Origin of the sequence: Myceligenerans pegani (assembly GCF_014892515.1) — a bacterium.
In the GTDB taxonomy this organism is placed as follows: domain Bacteria; phylum Actinomycetota; class Actinomycetes; order Actinomycetales; family Cellulomonadaceae; genus Myceligenerans; species Myceligenerans pegani.
In genome coordinates this window covers 219439-240024 of record NZ_JADBGR010000104.1, presented here as the reverse complement: position 1 = coordinate 240024, position 20586 = coordinate 219439, and the positions used below count along the sequence as shown (strand labels likewise).

The 20586-nt window shown below is 73.3% G+C and carries 16 protein-coding genes; 2 read left to right on the top strand and 14 right to left on the bottom strand.

Annotation, left to right across the window (positions count from 1 at the left end; all coding sequences use genetic code 11):
- Positions 1–2 precede the first annotated feature (2 nt).
- The 10 genes from IIE03_RS26855 to IIE03_RS19010 all read right to left on the bottom strand — a co-directional run bounded on the left by IIE03_RS26855 (position 3) and on the right by IIE03_RS19010 (position 13212).
- Complete coding sequence (locus IIE03_RS26855) at positions 3–854, bottom strand: ribosomal protein L7/L12 (RefSeq protein ID WP_192864338.1); 852 nt, start codon at positions 852–854, stop codon at positions 3–5.
- A gap of 366 nt (positions 855–1220) precedes the next feature.
- Positions 1221–3062, bottom strand: coding sequence for a 2-isopropylmalate synthase (gene leuA, locus IIE03_RS19050; protein ID WP_192864337.1), 1842 nt, complete (start codon positions 3060–3062; stop codon positions 1221–1223).
- A gap of 227 nt (positions 3063–3289) precedes the next feature.
- On the bottom strand, positions 3290–4507 hold the full coding sequence (locus tag IIE03_RS19045; protein ID WP_192864336.1) for a pyridoxal phosphate-dependent aminotransferase: 1218 nt from the start codon (positions 4505–4507) through the stop codon (positions 3290–3292).
- Between the two features lie 11 nt (positions 4508–4518).
- Entirely contained in the window at positions 4519–6756 is a 2238-nt protein-coding gene (locus IIE03_RS19040; RefSeq protein ID WP_192864335.1) for a DUF7937 domain-containing protein, read from the bottom strand.
- 201 nt (positions 6757–6957) lie between these two features.
- Entirely contained in the window at positions 6958–8667 is a 1710-nt protein-coding gene (locus tag IIE03_RS19035) for an alpha/beta hydrolase family protein (protein WP_192864334.1), read from the bottom strand.
- Positions 8668–8686: 19 nt separating this feature from the next.
- Complete coding sequence (gene era / locus IIE03_RS19030) at positions 8687–9640, bottom strand: GTPase Era (protein ID WP_192864333.1); 954 nt, start codon at positions 9638–9640, stop codon at positions 8687–8689.
- Positions 9637–11067 (bottom strand): hemolysin family protein, encoded by a 1431-nt coding sequence (locus tag IIE03_RS26850; RefSeq protein WP_192864332.1) that lies wholly within the window; start codon positions 11065–11067, stop codon positions 9637–9639. The genes era and IIE03_RS26850 overlap by 4 nt, the downstream gene beginning before the upstream one ends.
- A gap of 10 nt (positions 11068–11077) precedes the next feature.
- On the bottom strand, positions 11078–11530 hold the full coding sequence (gene ybeY / locus IIE03_RS19020) for an rRNA maturation RNase YbeY (protein WP_192864331.1): 453 nt from the start codon (positions 11528–11530) through the stop codon (positions 11078–11080).
- 9 nt (positions 11531–11539) lie between these two features.
- On the bottom strand, positions 11540–12613 hold the full coding sequence (locus IIE03_RS19015) for a PhoH family protein (RefSeq protein WP_192864330.1): 1074 nt from the start codon (positions 12611–12613) through the stop codon (positions 11540–11542).
- Between the two features lie 221 nt (positions 12614–12834).
- The gene (locus IIE03_RS19010) at positions 12835–13212 is read right to left on the bottom strand and encodes a histidine triad nucleotide-binding protein (RefSeq protein ID WP_192864329.1); all 378 of its coding nucleotides are present in this window, start codon (positions 13210–13212) and stop codon (positions 12835–12837) included.
- 298 nt (positions 13213–13510) lie between these two features.
- On the opposite strand from IIE03_RS19010, the gene IIE03_RS19005 reads away from it, so the two are divergent.
- Both IIE03_RS19005 and IIE03_RS19000 read left to right on the top strand, forming a co-directional pair.
- Complete coding sequence (locus IIE03_RS19005; protein ID WP_192864328.1) at positions 13511–15046, top strand: helix-hairpin-helix domain-containing protein; 1536 nt, start codon at positions 13511–13513, stop codon at positions 15044–15046.
- Positions 15043–16002 carry an OmpA family protein gene (locus tag IIE03_RS19000; protein WP_192864327.1) on the top strand — a complete coding sequence of 320 codons (960 nt, stop codon included), beginning with the start codon at positions 15043–15045 and terminating at the stop codon, positions 16000–16002. The genes IIE03_RS19005 and IIE03_RS19000 overlap by 4 nt, the downstream gene beginning before the upstream one ends.
- Before the next feature lie 158 nt (positions 16003–16160).
- Here the strand turns inward: IIE03_RS19000 and IIE03_RS18995 are convergent, their stop codons facing one another.
- The 4 genes from IIE03_RS18995 to IIE03_RS18980 form a co-directional block, all read right to left on the bottom strand.
- On the bottom strand, positions 16161–17009 hold the full coding sequence (locus tag IIE03_RS18995) for a 16S rRNA (uracil(1498)-N(3))-methyltransferase (protein WP_192864326.1): 849 nt from the start codon (positions 17007–17009) through the stop codon (positions 16161–16163).
- A 55-nt stretch (positions 17010–17064) separates the two neighbouring features.
- Positions 17065–18186: a molecular chaperone DnaJ gene (gene dnaJ / locus IIE03_RS18990; protein ID WP_192864325.1), complete on the bottom strand. Its 1122-nt coding sequence runs from the start codon at positions 18184–18186 to the stop codon at positions 17065–17067.
- A gap of 112 nt (positions 18187–18298) precedes the next feature.
- A complete protein-coding gene (gene hrcA / locus IIE03_RS18985; protein WP_192864324.1) occupies positions 18299–19315 on the bottom strand; it encodes a heat-inducible transcriptional repressor HrcA in 1017 nt (338 codons plus the stop codon).
- Positions 19316–19357: 42 nt separating this feature from the next.
- The gene (locus IIE03_RS18980; RefSeq protein WP_192864323.1) at positions 19358–20452 is read right to left on the bottom strand and encodes an alpha/beta hydrolase; all 1095 of its coding nucleotides are present in this window, start codon (positions 20450–20452) and stop codon (positions 19358–19360) included.
- Positions 20453–20586: the final 134 nt, after the last annotated feature.

Below are 20586 nucleotides of genomic sequence, written 5' to 3'. Positions count from 1 at the left end.
CGCTACCTGCCCACGACCTCCACGGTGGCGCCCGCCCGTTCCAGCGCGGTGCGGTAGCGGTCGGCCTCCGCCGCGGTGACGCGCTCCGCGACCGTCGCCGGGATGGTGCGGAACAGGGTGCGCGCGTCATCCAGGCCGAGGGCCGCGACCTGGCACAACGCGCTGATGAGCTCCACGGCGTCGCGCCCGGCCGTCGCGTCCATGCCCACCAGCCGCACGGTGAACGGCCCGTCGACGGAGAACTCGGGATCGGCGGTGCCGCGACGCGCGACCAGCACGTCGATCGCCAGGTAGGCGAGGAAGACGAGCACCGCCCACACCACCACCACGCTGAGCGGGCCCACGTACGGCAGCAGCTCGAACCGGCCGACCACCGTGACCACCACCGGCGCGATCACGACCGGCGCCGCGTGCAGGAGCAGCCTGCGCACGACGTGCAGCGGGTCCACGTCCCGCACGGCACGGATCCCCCGCACCGCGAGGTGCGCCACGGCCTGCTCGGCCCGGACACGGGTCAGGCCGTACGCGACGATCCAGCCCTCCTGCGCGGCGCCCCGCCCGGGTCGCGGCGCCCCGGGCGGGCGCTCCCGTTCGACGGCGCCGAGGGGCGCCAGCCCGAGGATCGCGCGCACCCGGTTCCGCGACGACCCGCCCGTGTCGAGCACACGCACCACGGAGCTTCTCGGATCGACGACGTCGTGGGCGGGATGCCGCACCGCGAGGACCAGCAGGATCGTGGCAACCGACCACAGGACACCGTCGAACCACCCGGCGAGCGCCTCCCGCCCCTCCACCGAGGAGGTATAGACGAGCGCTCCCACCAGGAACAACGCTACCCGTGTGCCGTGCTTCACAGAGGGCATCCTGCCAGAGATCGCGGGCCCCTCCGGACGGAACGGGCCGCGTTCGCCCGGGCTTGCCGCCCGGCGCGCGCGGCGGCCGCTGGGACAACGTTGTCAGCACGACGGCGTCCCGGAGGCCGCGAACGGGGCCGCTCCGGCCACAGCCCGCGCTCACGGCGTCAGAACGCGTCCGGGTTGCGCGCCGCGATCTTCTCGGGCGATGCGCGGCAACCTCGTGCTCATGCCGGCAATCTCATGCCTGCAGGCTCGCGCCGGCTGATCCGGTCGAGGAGCGCTGTCGGATGATCGGTCCTCCTCCCGCGGGAGCCGATCATCCGACAGCGGGAGCGACCTCGGGGCACGAGGCCGGAGGGTTCCTCAGTCGCCCGAGCGCTCCGCGCGGTTGACCGCCGAGACGATGGCCTTGAGGGACGCCGTCGTGATGGACGGGTCGATGCCCACGCCCCACAGCACGTCGTCGCCCACCTGGCACTCGACGTACGCGGCCGCGGTCGCGTCGCCGCCCTCGGACAGGGCGTGCTCGGTGTAGTCGAGCACGCTGACCTCCACCCCGACGGAGGAGATCGCGTCGACGAACGCGTCGATCGGGCCGTTGCCGGACCCGGTCAGCGTGTGCTTCTCGCCGCGGTCGACGACCTCGACCTCCATCGTGGCGGGCCCGCCCTCGGCGGACGTCACGCGCGTGTGCTCCAGCTTGAGCCGGCCCCACGGCTGCAGGCCCGACTCGACGGCGCCCGCCGAGCCCTCCTCGATCGGCAGGTACTCGTCGGTGAAGATGCGCCAGATGTCGTCGCCGCTGACCTCGTGGCCGCTCGTGTCGGTGACCCGCTGCACGGCGCCGGAGAACTCGATCTGCAGGCGGCGGGGCAGGTCCAGGCCGTGGTCGTGCTTGAGCAGGTAGGAGATCCCGCCCTTGCCGGACTGGCTGTTCACGCGGATGACGGCCTCGTAGGAGCGGCCGACGTCGCGCGGGTCGATGGGCAGGTACGGCACGCCCCAGGGCAGCTCGTCCACGGTGACCCCGGCGGCCTCGGCCTGCCCGGCCATGTGCTCGAAGCCCTTCTTGATCGCGTCCTGGTGCGAGCCGGAGAACGCCGTGAACACCAGGTCGCCCACGTAGGGCGTGCGCTCGGGTACGGGGAGCTGGTTGCAGTGCTCGACGGTGCGGCGGATCAGGTCGATGTCCGAGAAGTCGATCTGCGGGTCGATGCCCTGCGCGAACAGGTTCATGCCGAGCGTGACCAGGTCGACGTTGCCGGTGCGCTCGCCGTTGCCGAACAGGCAGCCCTCGATGCGGTCGGCGCCCGCCAGATAGCCCAGCTCGGCGGCCGCGACGGCGGTGCCGCGGTCGTTGTGCGGGTGCAGCGACAGGATGACGTTCTCGCGGTGGTTCAGGTGGCGGCTCATCCACTCGATCGAGTCGGCGTACACGTTGGGCGTGGCCATCTCGACGGTGGCGGGCAGGTTGATGATCACCTTGCGCTCCGGGGTGGGCTCGAAGACCTCGAGCACCTCGTTGCAGATCCGGACGGCGAACTCCAGCTCGGTCCCGGTGTACGACTCCGGCGAGTACTCGTAGTAGATCCGGGTCTCGGGCAGCGTCTCCTCGAGCTTGCGGCACAGCTTCGCGCCGTCGAGCGCGATGTCGACGATGCCGTCCTGGTCGGTGCGGAACACCACCTCGCGCTGCAGCACCGAGGTCGAGTTGTACAGGTGGACGATCGCCTGCCTGGCGCCGCGGATGGAGTCGTAGGTGCGCTCGATCAGGTGGCTGCGAGCCTGCGTGAGGACCTGGATGACGACGTCGTCCGGGATCCGGTCCTCCTCGATGAGCTTGCGCACGAAGTCGTAGTCCGTCTGGCTCGCGGACGGGAAGCCGACCTCGATCTCCTTGTAGCCCATCTTCACGAGCAGGTCGAACATCCGCAGCTTCCGCTCGGCGTCCATCGGCTCGATGAGGGCCTGGTTGCCGTCCCTCAGGTCGACCGCGCACCAGCGCGGCGCCCGCTCGATGCGCTTGGTGGGCCAGGTCCGGTCGGGCAGGTCGACGGTGATCTGCTCGTGGAACGGCCGGTACTTGGTCACCCGCATGCCCGAGGGCTGCTGCGGGTTGTCCTCGACGAGTCCGCCGGCGGTGCCGTACACGGGGTCTCCGTGCGTCGGGACAGGGGCGGTCGTGCTCTCCGTGCTGGTGTTCATGACTTGCGCGTCCTCCGGGTAGAAGTGACCTTCTCTCAGCGACGGCCCGGGTCACGGGCCGCGGCCGGCATCACGAAGCCACCGCGGCGAGGAGTCCGGCCTCTTTATGGGGCCTCGCCGCGGCACCGAAGGAGGAGGCTCTTCGCCGGGTGCACGCTGTCACTGTACCTCCGCGTGTTGCCCGCACCACACCTGTCCACGATGTGGTGCCGCGTTGGTCACCGACCTCAGACCCGCTTCGTGTCCAGGAAGTCCGCGATGCGACCGATCGCGTCCTTCAGGACGTCCACCCTCGGCAGCATGACCAGGCGGAAGTGGTCCGGGGACGGCCAGTTGAAGCCGGTCCCGTGGGTCACCAGGATGTGCTTCTCCCGGAGCAGTTCGAGCACCAGCTTCTCGTCGTCGTCCACCGCGTAGACCGCGGGGTCCAGGCGCGGGAAGCAGTAGAGCGCGCCCTGCGGGGCGACCGTGTGCACCCCGGGGATCTCGTTGAGCAGGCGCACGGCCGTGTCGCGCTGTTCGAGCAGCCGCCCGCCGGGCAGCAGGAGCTCGTCGACGACGCCCGGGTCGCCGCCGAGCGCCGCCGGGATCGCGTACTGCGCCGGGACGTTGGCGCACATGCGCATGTTCGCCAGCAGGGTCAGGCCCTCGAGGAAGTCGGTGGCGAGCTGCTTCGGTCCGGTGACCGCCACCCAGCCGGACCGGAACCCGGCCACGCGGTAGGCCTTGGACAGCCCGGAGAAGGTCAGGCACAGCACGTCGTCGCCCGCGAACGTGGCGGTGTGGTGGTGGGTCGCGCCGTCGAACAGGATCTTCTCGTAGATCTCGTCGCTCAGGAGCACGAGCCCGTGCCGCCGCGCGATGTCGGCCAGCGCCCGCACCGTCTCGGGCGGGTAGACCGCTCCGGTGGGGTTGTTCGGGTTGATCACCACGAGCGCCTTGGTGTGCGGCGTGATCCTGGACTCCAGGTCGGCCAGGTCGGGTGACCAGCCGGCCGCCTCGTCGCACCCGTAGTGCACGGGCGTGCCGCCGGTGAGCGTCACGGCGCCGGTCCACAGCGGGTAGTCGGGCGCGGGGATGAGCACCTCGTCACCGTCGTCCACGAGCGCCTGCAGCACGAGCGAGATCATCTCGGACACGCCGCTGCCGATGAACACGTCGGTGGGCGTGACGTCCAGCCCGCGGCCCGTGTAGTAGGCCGACACGGCCTCGCGCGCCGGGAGGATGCCGCGGGAGTCGGAGTAGCCCTCCGCCTCGCGCAGGTGCTTCCGCAGCCCGTCGACGACGACGTCCGGCGCCTCGAATCCGAAGGGCGCCGGGTTGCCGATGTTCAGCTTCAGGACCTGGTGGCCCTCCGCCTCGAGCCGCTCGGCCTCGACCAGGATGGGCCCGCGCACGTCGTACCGGACGTCGCGCAGCTTGTTCGACTGGGTGATGGGGCGCACAGGCAGCATTCTCACACTTGTCGGCGCGAGCGGAGCGCGGCGTCCACGTCCGGGTCGCCGAGCCCGCCGAGCCAGTCGAGCAGCGCGGGGTACGTGGAGGGGTTCCGGGCGACGTGCGGCCGCAGGTGGGGCGCCTCCTGCACGATGACGGCGAGATCGGCCAGCGGCGTGCGCGGGTCGAGGGCGACCTCGGGGGTCCAGGCGCGCTGCTGCGGCTGGGCGGGCTGCGGCTGGGCGGGCTGCCCGACGAGCGTGGGCTGCGCGGCGTGGTCGACGCCCGCGGGCCGGGCCCCGCCCTGGACCGGCTGCATGACGGCGGTCTCGCGCGCGGCGTCCTGCCGCGCCGCCAGGCTCTGCATCTCGCGGGCCGTCGGCTGCTTGGCCACCTGTGTCACGGACGGCTGCTCGCCCGAGGCGGCGCGGTGCTCCTGACCCGCGTACGTGCGCACGGCACCGGTCGAGGAGACCCGCTTGCGCGGCCGGTCCGGAGTCGCCGGCACGCTGCCGGAGTCCGGCGACGCGGCGGCGGGCGCGGCCGGTCCGGCGCCGGAGGCGGGGCGCAGCATCGCGGTGACGTCCCGCGTGGACGGCTGCTCGTCGCCCGTACCGGCGGACGCTGCCGCCGTGGCCCGCGCCGCGGCCGTGGCCTGCTCGACCGTGCTCTGCCCCGTCGTATGCCCTGCCGTGGACTGCTCGGCCGCGGGCTGCCAGGGGCCAGCGTCCGGCGTCGCGGCGGCGTCCGCCACGGGCTGGGCCCCGGACGCGGGAGCACCCGGCGGCGCGCCCTGGCCGGCAGCCCCGTCCTCGGCCCCCGCACCGCTGCGCGCGGACGCAGCGACGTGCGTGCCACTCGTCGGGATCTGCTCGCGCTCGCGGGCCGGCTTGTCCGGCAGCGTCGCCGGACGATCCGCGGCCGCCGGCGCCCAGATCCACGCGGGGCTGTGGTCGGCGGCTCCGTCACCGGCGATCCCGGAGGTCTGGAAGTGCTCGCGCACGGCCTTCGGGACCATGAGTGCGGACGCGGCGATGCCCGGCAGCCCGAGGGCCGTCACGAGGTCCACGATCCGCGGGCCGTCCCCGCCGCCGGAGGTGGCGACCACCACGACGAGGCCCAGCACGCCGGTGACGCAGGCGGCACCGACGGCCGGCACGTGCCCGGTCGAGGTGTCGCGGCGCAGCGAGCGCTGCCCGAACCAGGCGACGCCCGCGATCACGAGGCCGAGGATGAGGCGGAGCAGGGGCGCGACGTCGAACCCGTCGGCGACGAGGCTGACGAGGCCGCCCCCGGCGCTGCACAGCGCGAACAGCACGAGGACCTGGAAGGCGCGGACCGCGGCGCGCACCCACACGTCGACGGCGCCGGGCACGGGGCCTGCCTCCCGGGACTCCCAGACCGGTGACCGCCGCACGGCCGGGGCTCCGGCCAGCGCGGCGAGCGCCGGGAACAGGACGAGGCCGAACCGCTGCCCGTGGGTGGACTCCACGCCGGGCACCGCGCTGCCGGAGGTGAACACGGCCAGGACGATCAGGACGACGCCGAGGGCGAGCAGCACGAGCCGCGCGGCGCGGTCACGGCGCCAGGTCGCGAACACGAGGAGCAGGAGGAGGCCGGCGACCAGGGCGAACCCGAGGGGGGCCCGCAGCATCGGGCCGAGTTCGCGATCGCTGATGTACGTCTGGACGAGCGAGACCAGCGCGCAGGCGGCGACGAGTCCGCCGGCCAGGGCGAGACCGGTGCGCCACCGGTCGTGGACGCGGCCGTCGAGCTCGGCCGGTCCGAGCTCGCTGTCCCGCGGCGTGGCGGCGAGCAGGGCTCCGGCGAGGCCGAGGCCGACGCCGGTCCCCACGCCGGATCCGCTGCCCAGGTCGAGGGCGATCACCACCAGCGCGACGACGACGGTGGGCGCGTTCGCCCACACCCGCCACCTGCGTGTGGCCTGCACGGTCCACGACACCGGCAGCGCGCCGAACCGCGCCAGGTACGGCAGCGCGAGGGACGCGAGCGAGACCGCCGTGGCGAGCACGACCTCGACCCGGTCGGCGCCGTGGTCCGCGGCGGTCCACGGCAGGGCGAGCGCGAGCAGGAGGACGAGCGCGGCGATGACGTCGCGCACGTAGTCGCCCGGCCGGTAGGTGGCGAAGGGGGAAGCCGCGCCGGTGCCGTTCCGGGGGTCCGCGCCGTTCCGTGGGCCGGCACCGGGTCCGGCGCTCCGGTGCTCCGCACGCTCTGGGGCGTGGATATCCGTCATTCACAACTCCTGAGGTGACGCCGCGGGCCGGGGTGGCGGGGGCGGGTGGCATGGGTGTCCGCCACCGTTTCTACCCCGTCAAGCGGGACCGTGTCGTTCCGAATCGCGGCGAGCCACGTCACATCGTGGGATCTCCGCACCTCCCTCACATCCGCTCCGCCGTCGGCGCGCGGCAGTTCATCCGCCGTCGGCGGCGGCCGTTCAGATGCCGAGCTGGTAGACGCCCCAGTGGGCCAGGAGCAGGCCGAGAGCGACGCTGCCCGCCGCGACGGCCCAGAAGGCCGCGGTCACGATCCGGGTGCCCGCCCGGCCGCCGTCGTCGGACACGACCCGCCACCTCACCGCCCGGCAGCGCAGGAGCAGGACCGCCGCCGCGACCACCGCGACGATGCCGAGCGCGCGGACCCCGACCCAGCCGCCCTGGACCACCAGCGCGTTCTGCTCGTAGTCCAGCGCCAGCCGCGCCACGGCCAGGAGATAGGCCACCAGTCCGGCGGCGGTCGCCACGGCCACGCCGGCCATCACGGCGAGCGGCGCCGCCATCCCGGCCGCCAGCCGGGGCGCCTGCTGGTCGGGGGGCTGCCGTGTGGTCGGCAGATCACCTGCCCGGCCACGCGGCAGACCCGCGACCAGACGGCGGGCGACCCGCGTGCGGCGCAGCCGGGTCGTCAGCAGCGTCGCGCCGCCGCCCACGAGCAGCGCGGCGGAGCCGATCGCGATCCCCAGCACGACGTCCCCGTCCGCGTACCAGTGCGGCTGGGGCACGGGCGCCGCGAGGTACAGCTGCCGCGGCTGCGCGCCCGCGATCCGGGGCTTCGCCGTGGCCGACGCCGGCAGACCGTGCACCCAGGCCGCCACGTCGCGCGCGAAGCCGGGGTGCAGGTGCAGGTCGTCGCCGTGGGGCACGATGTCGTCGCCGAGCGGCTCGTCCGACACGTTGATCCCGTGGTTCGCCCCGGCGTAGAAGCGCACGGTGACCGGCGCGTCCCCGGCCCCCGCGGCCGTCTCGGCGAGGACCTGCCGCACGGCCTGCTCCATCGGCATCGACGGGTCCGTCGCGCCGTACGCCATGAGGATCGGGACGGTCTGCCGGTCGAGCCACGGCTGCACGTCGAAGTCGGCGTACTCGAACCCGCCGCCCGGCAGCCGCATGCCGACCGCCCGCGGAATCGCCCGGAACACGCCCTGTGGCACGCCGGTGTTGCGCAGGTAGTTGTCCATCGCGAACGCCGCCTGCTGCCGCGGCGGCACCACGGGCGCCGACACCCACACCTGGAACGCGAGGGCCGGGTCCTCGGCCGTCATGACCGGCGCCACCCAGCCGCCCTCCGACTCCGCGTAGATCCCGACCCGTTCCGGGTCGACGCCGGGCACGCCCCGGAGGAACTCCACGGAGTGCTGGTAGTCGCCGGCCATCTCGACGTAGTCGCGATGGCGGGTCGAGTAGTGGGCGAGGTACTTGTCGGGCACGAGGGTGACGATGCCCGCGCTCGCCAGCGCGGTCGCGGCCTCCGTGAAGGCGTCGCTCGCCTTGCCGGTGCCGGCGCCGTGCACGAACACGACGCCGGGTGCGCCCGCCGTCGTTCCCGGACCGTCCGACGGCGGAGCGTCAGTGCCGCTCTCCGAGGCCGCGCCGGTCCCGGGGTCCTCGACGACCGGCTCGCGCAGCAGCCCGTCCACGGAGGCGCCGTCGTCCAGCTCGATGGTCACGGCGGTCTCCCGGACCTCGAACCGGCCGGGCCCGGGGAGACCGCGGATGCCGCCGTCGTCCCCGCCGATCGCCGTGTCCTCGGCGGCCGGCCGGATGTGGTCCGTGACCGGGTCAGGATTCCACCCCGGCCCGGCGAGTGCCCCCGCGGCCGCGAGCCCGAGCAGGATCGCGGCGCTGGTCACGGCTGTCCGGAAGAGCATCCTCCGAGGCTACCCGGGGTCAGAACCCCAGACGCCGCAGCTGCTTCGGGTCGCGCTGCCAGTCCTTGGCGACCTTGACGTGGAGGTCCAGGTACACGCGGGTACCGAGCAGCGCCTCGATGCCCCGGCGCGCCTCCGTGCCCACGGACCGCAGGCGCGAGCCGCCCCGGCCGATGACGATCGCCTTCTGCGAGTCGCGCTCCACGAACAGGTTGACACGCACGTCCAGGAGTGGCGGGCGGCCCTTCGCCTCGTCGCCCGAGCCCTCCCGTTCCACGATCTCCTCGACCACCACGGCCAGCGAGTGCGGGAGCTCGTCGCGCACGCCCTCCAGTGCCGCCTCGCGGACGAGCTCGGCGACCATGACCGCCTCGGGCTCGTCGGTGAGCTCGCCGCCGGGGTAGAGCTCGGGACCCTCGGGCAGGTGCCCGACCAGGACGTCGGACAGCTCGCCGACCTGGTACCCGTCCTTCGCCGACACCGGAACGATGTCGGCCCATTCCCGGTCCACGGACCTCGCCAGCTCCTGCACGGCGAGCAGGTGCTCCACCATCGCCGAGCGCTCCACCAGGTCGGCCTTGGTCACGACGGCCACGACCGGCACCGCTCTGCGGCCCCGCATCAGCTCCGCGAGCTGCTGCGCGATGTACCGGTCGCCCGGCCCGACCTTCTGGTCGGCGGGCAGGCAGAACGCGATGACGTCCACCTCGCTCAGCGTGTCCCGCACGAGGTCGTTCAGCCGCTCGCCGAGCAGGGTGCGGGGCCGGTGCAGGCCAGGCGTGTCCACGAGGACGAGCTGCGCGTCGGGCCGGTGCACGATGCCCCGGATGGTGTGCCGCGTGGTCTGCGGCCGCGCGGACATGATCGCGACCTTCTCCCCCACCAGGGCGTTCGTCAGCGTGGACTTGCCCACGTTGGGCCGGCCGACCAGGCAGGCGAAGCCGGACCGGTGGACCGGGTTGTCGTCGTTCACGCGTGTGCTTCCTTCTCGTGCTTCGGCGGGCGCCCGGGCTTCGGCGGTCGCGTGGCGTCCGCCGGCTTCCCGGCGTCCGGGGGCGGGCCGACGACGCCGGACGGCGCGGGCTCGCCTCCATTGTCGCCGTCCGCGGGACTCACCCGGCGCACCACGAGCGTCGCGAGCTGCTTGCGCCGGCCCTCGACCCGCTCCGCCGTCAGGTGGAGGCCCGACACCTCGGCCGCCGAGCCCGCGAGCGGCACCTTGCCGAGCGCCTTGGCGAGCAGGCCGCCCGCGGTGTCGACGTCGTCGTCGTCCAGGCGCAGGTCGAAGAGTTCGCCGAGCTCGTCCACCGGCATCCGGGCCGGGACCCGGAACTCGCCGTCGGACAGTTCCTCCGCCTCCTGGACGGGGACGGTGTCGTGCTCGTCGGTCAGCTCGCCGACGAGCTCCTCGAGCAGGTCCTCGATCGTGACGAGGCCGGCGATGCCGCCGTACTCGTCCACGACGAGGGCGATGTGCGACGCCGACGACTGCATCTCCCGGAGCAGTTCGTCGACGGGCTTGGACTCCGGCACGAACACGGCCTCGCGCGCGACGTCCGCGGCGGGCCGCGCGCCCGCGGGCCCCGCCCCGCCGTCGACCGGCCAGTGCACGGCGGCGGCCACGTCCTTGAGGTAGGCGACGCCGACGACGTCGTCCACGGACTTCCCGACGACCGGCACGCGGGAGAAGCCGGAGCGGAGGAACAGGCGCAGCACCTTGGTCAGCGGGGTGTCGGCGGCGACGGTGATCATGTCGGTGCGCGGCACCATCACCTCGCGCACGATCGTGTCGGCCAGCTCGATCGCGGAGCGCAGCAGCTCCCGGTCCTCCTCCTCCAGGTCCTCGGACTCGCCCACGCGGTACGCCATGTCCCGCCGGTCCTCCTCGGGGGACGGCGGCACCCGCGGAACGGACAGCCGGGTGAGGCGCGCCACGCCGCGGGAGACGACGGTCAGGGTCGGCGCGAGGGCGAGCAGCACCTGGACCGGCCGCCGGAAGCCGAGGGCGCGCGGCGAGATGCGCACGAACAGCACGCCGACGCCGAGACCCGTGGCCAGGGCGACGAGCATGACGAGCAGCTCCGGGACGGGGTCCCCGGACGGCGGGTCCGGGATCGCCTGCTGGACCAGCAGCGTCGCGGCGGCGATCGCCACCACCTCCGCGGTGACGCGCACCAGGGCGAACGACGCCACGGTCGCCGTCGGCTCCACGACGAGGGCCTGGGCGGAACGCGCACGCGCCGCGCGGCGGGGGTCGGGCTCGGGCCCGTGCTCCGCGTCGGCGAGACACTCCGCGAGTCCGGACCGGGTGACGCGCAGCAGCGCGGCCTCACCGGCCGAGAGGACACCGGCCAGGACGAAGCCCACGAGGGCGGCAAAGGCAAGGAGACCTGCGGTCACGGGGTCGTCCTCAGCGGTTCGCGAGGAAGGTCAGGAGAAGCCGGCGCTGCAGCGCGAACATCTCCTTCTCCTCCTCGGGCTCGGCGTGGTCGTAGCCGAGGAGGTGCAGGATGCCGTGCACGGTCAGCAGGAGAAGTTCCTCGGCTGTGGAGTGCCCCGCCGTCCGCGCCTGCTTGGCGGCGACCTCGGGACACAGCACGATGTCGCCGAGCGTGCCCGGGGCGAGGTCCTCGCCCTCCCTGCCGGGGCGCAGCTCGTCCATCGGGAACGACAGCACGTCGGTGGGGCCGGGCTCGTCCATCCACTGCACATGCAGGTCGGCCATCGTGGTGCTGTCCACGAACAGGACGGACAGCTCCGACTGGGGGTGCACGTGCAGGGCGTCGAGCACGTACCTGCCCAGGGCGGCGAACTCCGCCTCGTCGACCTCGTGCCCCGACTCGTTGTTGACCTCGATGCTCACCCGTGCTCCCTAGCGCCGGCGCCGCTGCGGCGGCCGGTGGTCCTGCGGCTGGCGGCCGGGCCGCTGCCCGTTCGTGACGACGTCCCACCGCGCGTACGCGTCGATGATGTCGCTCACGAGCCGGTGGCGCACGACGTCGGCCGAGCCCAGGCGGCAGAACTCGACGTCGTCCACGCCGGCCAGGATGTCCTCCACGACACGCAGGCCGGAGGTCTGGTTGCCGGGCAGGTCGACCTGCGTCGCGTCGCCGGTGATGACCATCTTGGAGCTGAAGCCGAGTCGCGTGAGGAACATCTTCATCTGCTCGGTGGAGGTGTTCTGCGCCTCGTCGAGGATGATGAAGGCGTCGTTCAGCGAGCGCCCCCGCATGAAGGCCAGGGGGGCGACCTCGATCGTGCCGCTCTCGACGAGCTTCGGGACCTGCTCCGGGTCGATCATGTCGTGCAGCGCGTCGTACAGCGGGCGCAGGTACGGGTCGATCTTCTCCGTGAGCGAGCCGGGCAGGTAGCCGAGCCGCTCCCCCGCCTCGACGGCGGGCCGGGTGAGGATGATCCGGTTGACCTGCTTGGCCTGGAGCGCCTGCACCGCCTTGGCCATCGCGAGGTAGGTCTTGCCCGTGCCGGCGGGGCCGAGCCCGAACGTGATCGTGTTGGCGTCGATCGCCTCGACGTAGTGCTTCTGGCCCGGGGTCTTGGGCCGGATGGTGCGACCGCGGTTGGACAGGATGTCGAAGGTCAGCACATCGACAGGGCGCTGGGCGGACGCCGACGTGAGCATCCTGATGGAGCGGGTGACCACCTCGGGGGTGAGCTGGGTACCGGCCTCGACCACCTGGATGAGCTCGTCCAGGAGCCGCGAGACGAGCTCGACGTCGCCCGGAGGGCCGGACACGGCGATCTCGTTGCCGCGGGCGTGGACGTCGACCTGGCCGAACCCGTCCTCGATCGCGCGGAGCACGGCATCCTGACTACCGAGCAGAGCGACCATGGGGATGTGGGCCGGGACGACGACGCGATGCTCGGTGCCGCGCTGCGGCCTGCGATCGGTCTGCTGGGCGGTTGCGTGCGATGCGGAAGTTGTCATGGGCCGGCTGATGCCGATGCGCTCCTCGGGCTCCGGGAAAAGGTGACACGTTCATCCTATCGACCCCTGCCCCTTCTGTGTCGCCCGATTTCCGGGTCGGCGCCCGCCGGCCCGGCGGTCTGCGCCGTGCCTCTCGCGTGCCGCTCCCCCGGCCGGCCTGGTGGCCCAGCGGCCCGCATGGCCCCTGCCGGGTCGCATGGCCCCCTCGGGGCCGCGCCGGATCAGAAGCCGGTCAGCTGGGTACCCGCCAGGACGTGGGCGTGGGCGTGGAACACGGTCTGGCCGGCCTTCGGGCCGACGTTGCAGATGAGCCGGTACTGACCGTCCGCGAGATCGGAGGCGACCTGATCGGCCAGCGCGACGACGTCGGCCAGCGCCTCGGGACTCGCACCCGCCAGCGCGCTCACGTCCGCGTGGTGCTTGCGCGGCACCACCAGCACGTGGACGGGCGCCTTCGGGTTGATGTCCTTGAACGCCACCGCCGACTCCGACTCCGCGACCATGTCGGCCGAGATCTCGCCCGCGACGATCTTGCAGAAGAGGCAGTCCGCACTCCTCTCCGCGGCCTTCTCCGTGCTCGTCTCCGTCGTCCTCACCATGGCCGCAGGTTACCGGGCACGGACCCGTGACGCCCGGCTCCGGCGGACGCGACCGCGCACGCCGGGGTACGCGACCGCGCACGCCGGGGTACGCGACCGATATTCCGGCCAGCGGCCGGTCGCTGCGTCCATCTGAGGCATATTCGAAATTGTTATGTCGCCCGAAGTGCCAGACTTCGCCAACTGTGGTTGAGTCTGCCCGTTCGACGGGTGGAGCCCCAGACCCCCGCAGATCGGACACGTTCTCGCCGATGCCGCCGCCCGACCGGCGGTCGTCCGTACACCCAGGAGGTTCAGCGTGGGTTGGTTCATCACCCAGTCGCTCCTATTCATCATCATCACCGCGATCATCTTCTTCCTGATCGGCCTGTGGGTCGGCTGGATTCTGTGGGCCCGCCGGGGCCGGGCCACCGGTAGGCACACCGCCGAGACGGTCGAGAAGAAGTCGACGCCGGCGAGCACCACGACGAGGACCAGCTCCGCGAAGGCCGGCGCCGCGAGGACCGCCACCGCGAGGGCCGGGGCCACCGCGAATGCCGACTCCCCCGGGGCCGACGCGGACACCGGCGGCGAGACGCCCGGCTCCACCAAGTCCGACACCACCAAGTCCGACACCACTGAGCCCGCCGACACCGACGTGGCCGCCGGTGCCCCGGCGCACGCCGCCACCGCCCTCGCCGTCCCCTCCGGTGACGTGAAGACCGACGACGCGGGCGGCACGGGCGGCACGGCGGACGCCGCTGACGGGACGACCAGCCAGGACGCCGGTGCCACCACGGAGACCTCGCCCGCCGCGAGCACCGCCGGCGCCGGGACCGCCGGCGAGAAGACCACGGAACCCTCCGACATCGAGGACGAGAACCTCGCGGTCTACGCGGGCGCAGAGGCCCAGGTCGTCGCGGAGGCGGAGGCCGCCACGCGCGAGGCCGCCGTCGACGGGACGCCCGCGGGTGAGACGGCGCCCGACACCGAGGACGGCTCCGGCACGGCCCTCGACGACGAGGCCGGGTCCGACGACGACCTCACCCGCATCGAGGGCATCGGCCCGAAGATCGCGTCGGCGCTGCGGGACGCGGGCTACGGCTCGTACGCCCGGGTCGCCGAGGCGTCCGAGGACGACATCCGCAAGGCCCTCGCGGACTCCGGCATCAAGTTCGCGCCGGCCGCGACGTCCTTCGCCGCCCAGGCGCAGTACCTGGTCGAGGGCGACGAGGAGGGCCTGGAGGAGTACCAGGACTACCTGATCGCCGGGCGCGAGCGGCGCAGCGCCGACTTCGTCGAGGACGTCGACTACACCGACGTCGACGAGGTCGAGGGCGAGACCGCCAAGCAGGCCGCCCTCGCGGCCGACGCGGCGAAGGCCGCCGAGGCGACCGGCGAGGACGTCGACGCCGAGGCGGTGGCCGACGACGCCGAGGCCGCGGCCGCCGTCGCTCCCGAGCCGGAGCAGCCGGCGGACGAGGACCTCAAGGTGATCGAGGGCATCGGCCCGAAGATCGAGAAGGCCCTCAAGGCTGCCGGGATCACCTCGTACGCCCAGGTGGCGGCGACCTCCGAGGCGGAGCTGCGCGAGTCGATCGCCAAGAGCGGCATCAAGTTCGCCCCGTCGGTCAAGACCTGGGCGCAGCAGGCGCAGTACCTGGTGGAGGGCGACGGCGCGGGCCTCGACGAGTACCAGGACTACCTCGTCGGCGGCCAGGAGCGCGGCACGACGAAGTTCGTCGAGGACGTCGACTACACCGACGTCGACGAGGTCGAGGGCGAGACCGCCAAGCAGGCCGCCCTCGCGGCGGACGCGGAGAAGGTCGCGCGGGCCGAGGGTGAGAGCGCATGAGCACGCTGAAGGCGCTGCTCGGCCCGATCGTCGTCGCGGTGCTGGCCCTGGCCGGCCTGTCGAGCTGGCAGGACACCGGGTTCCGCGAGCAGATCGAGGACAAGCTCACCGCGAGCTCGCAGGAGGCGCTCTCCGCGGCCGGCGTCGCCGGCGCCGACGTCAGCTTCGTCGGCCGCGACGCGACCGTCGAGGCGGGCACCACCACGGCGGCGGCCGCGGCGGGCGCGGTGGTCCGGGACGTCACGGGCGTCCGGGTGGTGCGGGCGGTCGGTCCGGACGGCGAGGTGGACCTCGACGCCGTCGCGAGCGGCGAGGCCGACGACGACGGCACCGCGGGTGAGGTCACGGCCGACGACAGCGACTCGGGTTCCGGCGACTCCGCCGACGACGGGGCGGTGGACGGCACCGACGACGCGGACGCCGGCTCCGACGACATCGGCTCCGACGCGGACGACGCCGGTTCCGACGACTCCGAGTCGGAGGACGACGGATCCGGTTCGGGCTCCTCCGACTCGGAGGACGGCGACGGCGGCTCCGGGGACGACGACTCGGCCGAGAGCGACTCCGATGACGCGGACCGCGAGCCGACGAAGAAGGAAAGGGCAGAGGCCCAGGACGACCTCGTCGAGATCCCGAACATCACCTTCGTCACCGACAGCGCCCGGCTGACCCGGGACGGCAAGAAGGTGGTGCGGCAGGCGGCCCGCGTGCTGGAGGAGCACCCGGACGTGCGGGTCCGCATCGAGGGCCACACGGACTCTCGTGGTGACGAGGACGACAACCAGAGGCTGAGCGAACGCCGCGCGCGGACGGTGCTGGACCGGCTCGTCGACCTCGGCGTGGACGAGGACCGGCTGTCGTACAAGGGGTTCGGCGAGTCTCGCCCGCGGGTCGCGCCCCTGACGTTCGCGGACCTGGAGAAGAACCGCCGCGTGGAGTTCGTGGTCCGGGACTGACAGTGTTTTCCGGAACCGCCGGGCTCAGGCCTGCGGGCGCTCCTGCGTCGCGTCCTCGGTCTTCGCACGCCCTCCGGCGGCCCGGAACCGGTTGCGACGGTCAGGCCCGCCGAGGCAGTGGGTTCCACACGGACCCACTGCCTCGGCGGGCGATGGCGTCAGGACCAGCGGCCGAGGCGTTCGTTGAGCATCGCCACCGCGACCGGGCCGGCCGTCGAGGTACGCATGACGTGCGGGCCCAGCCGGGCGGTCACCGCGCCGGCCGCCGTGAGGGCGTCCACCTCCGCCTCGGAGATCCCGCCCTCGGGCCCGACGACGACGAGCAGCTCGGGCACCGGCGAACCACCCGCCCCGGACACCGACGCCCCGGACACCGGCATCCCGGTGGCCGGTACCTCACTCCCCGACGCCTCATGCCCGGTCGCCTCCGGCAGCGGCACCTCACGCAGCGGGAGCGTCGCCTCCTCGTGGAGCACGACCACCACTCCCCCGGCGCCGACCACGTCCCGCGCCCGTGCGGCGAGCTGTTTCGTCGTCACCGGCGCGGCCACCTCCGGCACCCGCGCCCGCCGGGCCTGCTTCGTCGCCGCGCGTACCGTGGCCACCCACTTGGCCTGCGACTTCGCCGCGCGCGGCCCGCGCCACACCACGATCGACCGCTCGGCCTGCCACGGCACGACGGCGTCGACGCCCGTCTCCGTAGCGGCCTCGATCGCCTGCTCGTCCCGGTCCCCCTTGGCGAGCGCCTGGACGAGCGTCACGACGGGTACGGGCGGCTCCTCGGCCACGACGCCCCCGACCCGGAGGTGCACGTGACCGTCGTCAACGGACTCGACGACGCCCTCGAGCCGCAGGCCGGCGCCGTCGACGACGTCGATCCGCTCGCCCGGCCCGCGCCGCTGCACGACGCCGGCGTGGCGCCCCTCCGCGCCGTCGAGCACGAACACCGAGCCGACGGCGTACTCGCCCAGCCGCGTCCCCTCGGCGAGGAAGACCGGCGCGCTCATGGCACACCCTCGGCGTTCAGGCGTGACGCTTCCACGGCCGGCCCCGAGGAATCCGTCACCGCCCGGACAGCTTGTCGCGCAGGCGGGAGAAGACGCCCGGGTGCGCGGCGGCCAGACGCGGCTCGGGCCGTTCCTCGCCGCGCAGCGCCGAAAGCTGCCGGAGGAGGCTGGTCTGCTCCTCGGTGAGGCCCGTCGGCACCTGGACCTCGATGTGCACGTTGAGGTCGCCCCGGCCGCTGCCGTGCAGGTGCCCCACGCCGAGGTTCTTCAGCGTGACGATCTGTCCCGGCTGCGTACCGGGTCGGATGTCGATCTCCTGCGGCCCGTCGAGCGTGTCCAGCGACAGGGTCGTGCCGAGCGCGGCGGCCGTCATCGGGACGGGAAGCGTGCAGTGCAGGTCGTCGCCGCGGCGCACGAAGGTGTCGTGCGACTTCTCGCGGATCTCGACGTACAGGTCGCCGGCCGGTCCGCCGCCCGGGCCCGTCTCGCCCTGCGCCGAGAGCTTGATGCGCGTCCCGGTGTCGACGCCGGCCGGCACGTTCACGGTCACGGTGCGCCGCGAGCGCACGCGGCCCTCGCCCGAGCAGTCGGGGCAGGGCTCCGGGATGACCGTGCCGAACCCGCCGCACGCCGAGCACGGCGCGGTGGTCATGACCTGGCCGAGGAACGACCGGGCAACGCGCTGCACGGAGCCGCGCCCGTGGCAGACCTCGCAGGTGCGGGAGGTGGTGCCCGGCCGGGCGCCGTCGCCGGAGCAGGTGGAGCACACCACGGCCGTGTCGACCTGGAGCTCGCGCTTGACGCCGAAGGCGGCCTCGGCCAGGTCGATGTCGAGCCGCACCAGCGAGTCGTTGCCGCGGCGGGCACGGGGAACGGGGCCGCTCGGCTGACCCCCGCCGAAGAACGTCTCGAAGATGTCCTGGAACCCGAACCCGTTCCCGAATCCGCCGCCGGCGCCGCCACCCGGGGCGCTGGGGTCGACGCCCATGTCGTACTGCTGACGCTTCTCCGGGTTGGAGAGCACCTCGTACGCTCGCGCGACGTCCTTGAACTTGTCCTCGCCATCGCTCCCGGCGACGTCCGGGTGCAGGGTGCGGGCGAGCTTGCGGTACGCCTTCTTGATCTGCTCGGGCGAGGCGTCCCGCGGGACACCCAGGATCTCGTAGTAGTCGGTCACAGGTCTCTCTTCGCTCGCTCTGGGTCGGAAGGCAGCGGTGCTGGGTGGCCATGGCGCGCCCGGGTCGGCGGGTACGACTGGTCGGCGGGTGGGTCGGTCGGGGTCCGGTTGCTCACGTGGGCAGCACCCGGGAGAGGTAGCGGGCCACGGCACGCACCGCGGCGATCGTGCCCGGATAGTCCATGCGCGTCGGCCCGATGGAACTGAGCAGGGCGACCGTGTCCCCGTCCGATCCGTACCCGGTGCTCACCACCGACGCGCGCGAGAGCCCGGCCAGCTTGTTCTCGTGGCCGATGCTGACCGCCACGTTCTCGTCGGACGTCATCTCGGTCAGCAGCCCCAGGAGCACGACCTGCTCCTCGAGCGCCTCCAGCAGCGGGCTGAGGCCCTGGTCGAACCCCATGCCCGCGCGGGCGAGGTTCGCCTGGCCGGCCACGACGAGTCGCTCCTCCTGCTCCTCGTCGAGCGCGCTGGTCACGACCTCGCCGATCGCGGTGACGAGGGGCCGGTGCTCGGGGGCGACGGCGGCGGACACCTCGTTGAACGCCACGTCCATCTGCGTGAGCCGGCGCCCGGCGGCCGCGGCGTTGAGCCGGGCACGAAGCTCCCCGAGCGTGGCCTCGTCGACGTCGTCCGGCACATCGAGGAATCGTTGCTCGACGCGCCCGTTGTCGGTGATGACCACGACGAGCAGGCGGTTCTCGCCGGTGGGCACGAGCTCGAGGTGCCGCAGGCCGGAGCGCCGCAGCGACGGGTACTGCACGACGGCGACCTGCCCGGTGAGCTGCGCGATGAGCCGGCCGGCGCGCCCGATGACGTCGTCCAGGTCCACGGCCTCGGACAGGAACTTCTCGATGGCCCGTTTCTGCGGCTGGGTCAGCGGCCGCGCCTCGGAGAGCCGGTCCACGAACAGCCGGTAGCCCTTGTCCGTGGGGATGCGGCCGGCGGACGTGTGCGGCTGGGCGATGTACCCTGCCTCCTCCAGCGCGGCCATGTCGTTGCGCACGGTGGCGGGCGAGACGCCGAGCTGGTGACGCTCGGTGAGCACGCGCGAGCCGACCGGCTCCTGCGTGTGCACGTAGTCCTCCACGATGGCGCGCAGCACCTCGAGACGTCGCGTGTCGCTCATGAGTCACCTCCACCCAGCACTCTCGCTCTACGAGTGCCAATCCTACGCGGGGTGACCGACACGCGGAACGCGCCGCGCCAAGGCCGTCTCCGTGATCCGCGCCGCACGCGCCAGGTGCCGCCGCGCATTGCGGCTGGCGCCCGTCGCGTTCGCGAAGGCGTGCACATGCCCTCTTGCCACCTGGACCGACACCCGGACCCCCGCCTCGCGCAGCCGCTCGGCGTACGCCAGCCCCTCGTCGCGCAGCACGTCGAACCCGGCCACGACGACGTGCGCGGGCGCCACCCCCGTCAGGTCGTCGGCCACCATCGGCGACACCCGCGGATCCTTCGTCTGGCCGGGATCGGTCAGGTACCGGTCCAGGTACCAGTTCACGCGTGCCGCCGCGAGGCCGTACCCGTCGAACATCGTGCTCGACGGGTACCGCGTGGTGGCGTCCGTGGCCGGGTAGAGCAGCAGCTGGAAGTCCGGCGCGCCGGTGCGGGCCTCGCCGGGTCCGGCGTCGTCCCGCGTCAGGTTCGCGACCACCGCGGCGGCGTTGCCGCCGGCGCTGTCCCCGCCGACGGCGACCGGGAGCCGGCTCAGTTCGGGACGCCAGCGGCGGGAGTTCGCCCGCACCCAGCGGAACGCGGTCACGGCGTCGTCGAGACCCTCGGGGAAGGGATGCTCGGGAGCGAGGCCGTAGCGAACAGACACGATCATGAGGTTGCAGCTCAGTGCCAGGGCACGGCACACCGGATCGGCCGTGGACAGGCCGCCCACCACCCAGCCGCCGCCGTGGTACCAGACCAGCACGCCGTCCGGCGGGACGGCCGGGTCGCCCTGGTAGACCCGCAGCGGGATGCGGCCCCGGGGGCCGGGGATGCTGAGGTTCTCGACACGGCCTACGGCGGGCCGCGTCCCCAGGATCCTGGCCTGCCGCTTCACGCGGGCGCGTGTCTCGAGGACGCCGATGTCGGGCGTGGGGCGCAGCGCGCCGAGCCGCTGGGCGATGCGCACCTCCGGATAGAGAGACTGTCCGTCGACGACGTGCGGCGCCCCCGCGAGCCCGTGCAGCATCCGCTCGGGCATCCGGCCGATGCCCAGGGCCACGACGTGCGCGGCTCCGACGGCGAGGTCCATCAGAAGACGTCCCATGCTCAGAAATTACCGGTCCCGCCGGTCCGCCTCACGTCGAGCGGCGCCGCTCCCCCACCCGGCGGGTAGGGAGATGCCTTAGGCGGCTGCCGCACGCGGTCGGGGCGCCCCGGCGAAGATACGGCGACCGCCCG

What these genes read in the sequence shown, in the direction of transcription:
- leuA (WP_192864337.1), bottom strand. Translation starts at nt 3,062, where the DNA reads ATGAACACCAGCACGGAGAGCACGACCGCCCCTGTCCCGACGCACGGA.
- IIE03_RS19040 (WP_192864335.1), bottom strand. Translation starts at nt 6,756, where the DNA reads ATGACGGATATCCACGCCCCAGAGCGTGCGGAGCACCGGAGCGCCGGA.
- IIE03_RS19035 (WP_192864334.1), bottom strand. Translation starts at nt 8,667, where the DNA reads ATGCTCTTCCGGACAGCCGTGACCAGCGCCGCGATCCTGCTCGGGCTC.
- IIE03_RS19015 (WP_192864330.1), bottom strand. Translation starts at nt 12,613, where the DNA reads ATGACAACTTCCGCATCGCACGCAACCGCCCAGCAGACCGATCGCAGG.
- IIE03_RS19010 (WP_192864329.1), bottom strand. Translation starts at nt 13,212, where the DNA reads ATGGTGAGGACGACGGAGACGAGCACGGAGAAGGCCGCGGAGAGGAGT.
- IIE03_RS19000 (WP_192864327.1), top strand. Translation starts at nt 15,043, where the DNA reads ATGAGCACGCTGAAGGCGCTGCTCGGCCCGATCGTCGTCGCGGTGCTG.
- IIE03_RS18995 (WP_192864326.1), bottom strand. Translation starts at nt 17,009, where the DNA reads ATGAGCGCGCCGGTCTTCCTCGCCGAGGGGACGCGGCTGGGCGAGTAC.
- hrcA (WP_192864324.1), bottom strand. Translation starts at nt 19,315, where the DNA reads ATGAGCGACACGCGACGTCTCGAGGTGCTGCGCGCCATCGTGGAGGAC.
- IIE03_RS18980 (WP_192864323.1), bottom strand. Translation starts at nt 20,452, where the DNA reads ATGGGACGTCTTCTGATGGACCTCGCCGTCGGAGCCGCGCACGTCGTG.